This is a genomic window from Collinsella sp. OM07-12 (assembly GCF_003438275.1).
In the GTDB taxonomy this organism is placed as follows: Bacteria; Actinomycetota; Coriobacteriia; order Coriobacteriales; family Coriobacteriaceae; genus Collinsella.
This window is the reverse complement of the sequence record NZ_QSTQ01000042.1, coordinates 1-2662: the sequence shown is the minus strand read 5'-3', so window position 1 is coordinate 2662 and position 2662 is coordinate 1. Positions and strand designations below refer to the sequence as shown.

The following is a 2662-nucleotide window of genomic DNA, read 5'->3' as shown; positions in this document are numbered from 1 at the left end:
ACCGTGCGCCCACGAGCAGTCGGAGCACCCTTCGGGGTGTGACGGCGTGCCTTTTGTAGAATGAGCCAGCGAGTCGCTGGCGCGGGGCGAGGTTAACCGGAAGGGAGCCGTAGCGAAAGCGAGCCTTAACAGGGCGACTTGAGTCCCGCGCCGCGGACGCGAAGCCGGGTGAGCTATCCGTGGGCAGGCTGAAGCGGGGGTAAGACCCCGTGGAGGGCCGAACGCACGTCGGTTGAAAACGGCGGCGATGACCTGCGGATAGGGGTGAAAGGCCAATCAAACCCGGAGATATCTCGTTCTCCCCGAAATAGCTTTAGGGCTAGCGTCGCGCGTTCACCGCCGGAGGTAGAGCACCGGATGGACGAGGGGGCTTCGCCGCCTACCGAATCCAACCGAACTCCGAATGCCGGCGGCCCAGAGCGCGGCAGTCAGAGCATGTGGGCTAAGCTGTGTGCTCGAGAGGGAAACAGCCCGGACCGCCCGCTAAGGTCCCCAAGTTCCAGCCGAGTGGCAAAGGATGTGCGTCCGCCCAGACAACCAGGATGTTGGCTTAGAAGCAGCCATTCATTCAAAGAGTGCGTAACAGCTCACTGGTCGAGTGGACATGCGCCGACAATACACGGGGCTAAGCTGGACACCGAAGCGGCGGGATTTTAATTCATTAGAATCGGTAGGGGAGCTTCCCATGGGCGGGGAAGCCGCCGGGCGACCGGCGGTGGAGCGCATGGGAGTGAGAATGCTGGCATGAGTAGCGAGAGACGAGAGAGTAACTCGTCCGCCGTGAACCCGAGGTTTCCTGGGCAAGGCTAATCCTCCCAGGGTCAGTCGGGGGCTAAGGCGAGGCCGGCAGGCGTAGCCGACGCGCAGCAGGCAGACATTCCTGCACCGCGCACGCGGCGCTACGACCGACGGGGCGACGGATGGGGGTGGCTCGGCGGGGTTCTGGACGTCCCCGTGATGGAGCGCGGCCCGCGGACCAGGGAAATCCGGTCCGCACGAGGGCGAGGCTCCGGACGAAGCACTTAAGCGAAGCGAGTGAGCCCGAGGTCCCTAGAAAAACCCCTAGGCAGGCGCGTGCGCGCCCGTACCGCAAACCGACACAGGTGGGTGGGTAGAACATACCGAGGCGATCGGGTCAACCATGGTCAAGGAACTCGGCACAATGGCCCCGTAACTTCGGGAGAAGGGGTGCCCGCGCGTACGTGAACCGGCTTGCCCGGGGAGCGGAGGCGGGCCGCAGTGGAGAGGCCCAAGCGACTGTTTACCAAAAACACAGGACTCTGCAGAAGCCGCAAGGCGACGTATAGGGTCTGACGCCTGCCCGGTGCCGGAAGGTCACGCGGAGGAGTTAGCGCACCGCGCGAAGCCCCGAAGCCAAGCCCCGGTAAACGGCGGCCGTAACTATAACGGTCCTAAGGTAGCGAAATTCCTTGTCGGGTAAGTTCCGACCTGCACGAAAGGCGCAACGACTTGGGCGCTGTCTCGACCATGGACCCGGTGAAATTGCACTGGTCGTGAAGATGCGACTTACCCGCGGAAGGACGGAAAGACCCCGTGAACCTTCACTGCAGCTTGGCATTGGCCGCTGGTCCCGCGTGTAGAGGATAGGCAGGAGGCATCGATCCGGAGGCGCCAGCCCCCGGGGAGCCGCCCTTGGAATACTGCCCTCGCGCGACCGGCGTCCTAACCCGAGGCCGTCACCCGGCTCGGGGACCGTGCCAGGCGGGCAGTTTGACTGGGGCGGTCGCCTCCTAAAGGGTAACGGAGGCGCGCGAAGGTCCGCTCGGGACGGTCGGCAACCGTCCTTTTGAATGCAAGAGTACAAGCGGGCTTGACTGCGAGGCCCACGAGCCGAGCAGGTGCGAAAGCAGGCTCTAGTGATCCGGCGGCCCCGAGTGGGTGGGCCGTCGCTCAACGGATAAAAGGTACTCCGGGGATAACAGGCTGATCTTGCCCAAGAGTCCACATCGACGGCAAGGTTTGGCACCTCGATGTCGGCTCATCGCATCCTGGGGCTGGAGCAGGTCCCAAGGGTACGGCTGTTCGCCGTTTAAAGCGGTACGCGAGCTGGGTTCAGAACGTCGTGAGACAGTTCGGTCCCTATCCTCCGTGGGCGCAGGAGAATCGATGGAGGCTGCCCCCAGTACGAGAGGACCGGGGTGGACGCACCTCCGGTGAACCGGTTGTCGACCAACGGCACGGCCGGGTAGCCGCGTGCGGCGCGGATAACCGCTGAAGGCATCTAAGCGGGAAGCCGTTCCAGGGATTAGTTCTCCTTCCGGTAAGGGCCCAGGTAGACTACCTGGTCGATAGACGGCAGGTGCAAGGGCGGCGACGCCCTCAGCCGAGCCGCACTAATCGCCCGAGCTCTTCCGGAACCGCACCTCGCGGCCCGCGGGACTGAGCGCTCATGCGCGGTCCGGGCACGAGGATGCCCCCGAGTCGACTCCTCCTATGCGCCATGCGGCCCTCAGGGCACGCCAGACGACCCAGGACACCGTGAACGGTGGGCGCCGCCCACCGGTCAGCGGCCAGAGCATGGGGGGCACGCCCGGTCCCGTTCCGAACCCGGAAGCTAAGCCCCATCGCGCCGAGAGTACTGCGGGGCCAGCCCGTGGGAGGCCAGGGCGCCGCTGACCGGTGGACGGCACCGAGCCGTCAG

Annotated in this window: 2 rRNA genes (1 of these 2 cut by a window edge); both read left to right on the top strand. The window is 65.1% G+C overall.

The window, feature by feature from the left end:
• Window positions 1–2378 (top strand): 23S ribosomal RNA (locus DXB98_RS09920); its annotated part reaches 463 nt to the left of the window's first position; the annotation flags it as partial.
• Between the two features lie 145 nt (window positions 2379–2523).
• Window positions 2524–2639, top strand: a 5S ribosomal RNA gene (gene rrf / locus DXB98_RS09915).
• Window positions 2640–2662: the final 23 nt, after the last annotated feature.